The organism is Bacillus sp. P4_D3 (genome assembly GCF_056401855.1).
On record NZ_JBFUIN010001320.1, the window covers coordinates 1 to 553 of the forward strand.

Below are 553 nucleotides of genomic sequence, written 5' to 3' on the forward strand. Positions count from 1 at the left end.
GTGTTCAAGTATTTGAATGGACCCGAGGTGTAAATGGTGAAGAGGGCTTAAGTAAGCTATCGGCGGAAGAACAGTATAATGCAGGAAGAAAAGCAGGAGAAGTACTAAAGAGGATTCACTCAATTGAAAGAGAAAGTGCAAGTAATAAATGGGAAACAATTAGATGGAATAAGTACGAAAGATATATAGAAGCATTAGCAGGTTATGGGGTGAACTTTCTGGATTTGAAGCCCGTATTAACCTTTGTAAAAAATCATAAAGATTTATTGAAAAATTGTCCAATCACATTTTTACACGATGACTTCCATCCAGCAAATAGTATGATTCATAATAAGGAGTTTATCGTTATCGATTTTGGGGGATATGATTTTGGCGATCCAATACACGATTTTTATAACGTAGCGATTTTTACTACGAGAATAAGCAAACCATTTGCGGTTGGACAAGTTCACGGTTATTGCGGAGGTGATCCGTCGCTCCATTTTTGGAAACTGTATTCATTGTATGCAGCGAGGACATTCCCGGCGGATATTGTGTGGACGAACCGAAGCAC

At 38.5% G+C, this 553-nt stretch carries 1 protein-coding gene; it reads left to right on the top strand.

The genetic code is table 11. The features are described 5' to 3' along the window. Positions 1-553: aminoglycoside phosphotransferase family protein (locus AC1DTM_RS31090; protein ID WP_477001775.1), on the top strand; the 553-nt coding region annotated here is incomplete at both ends.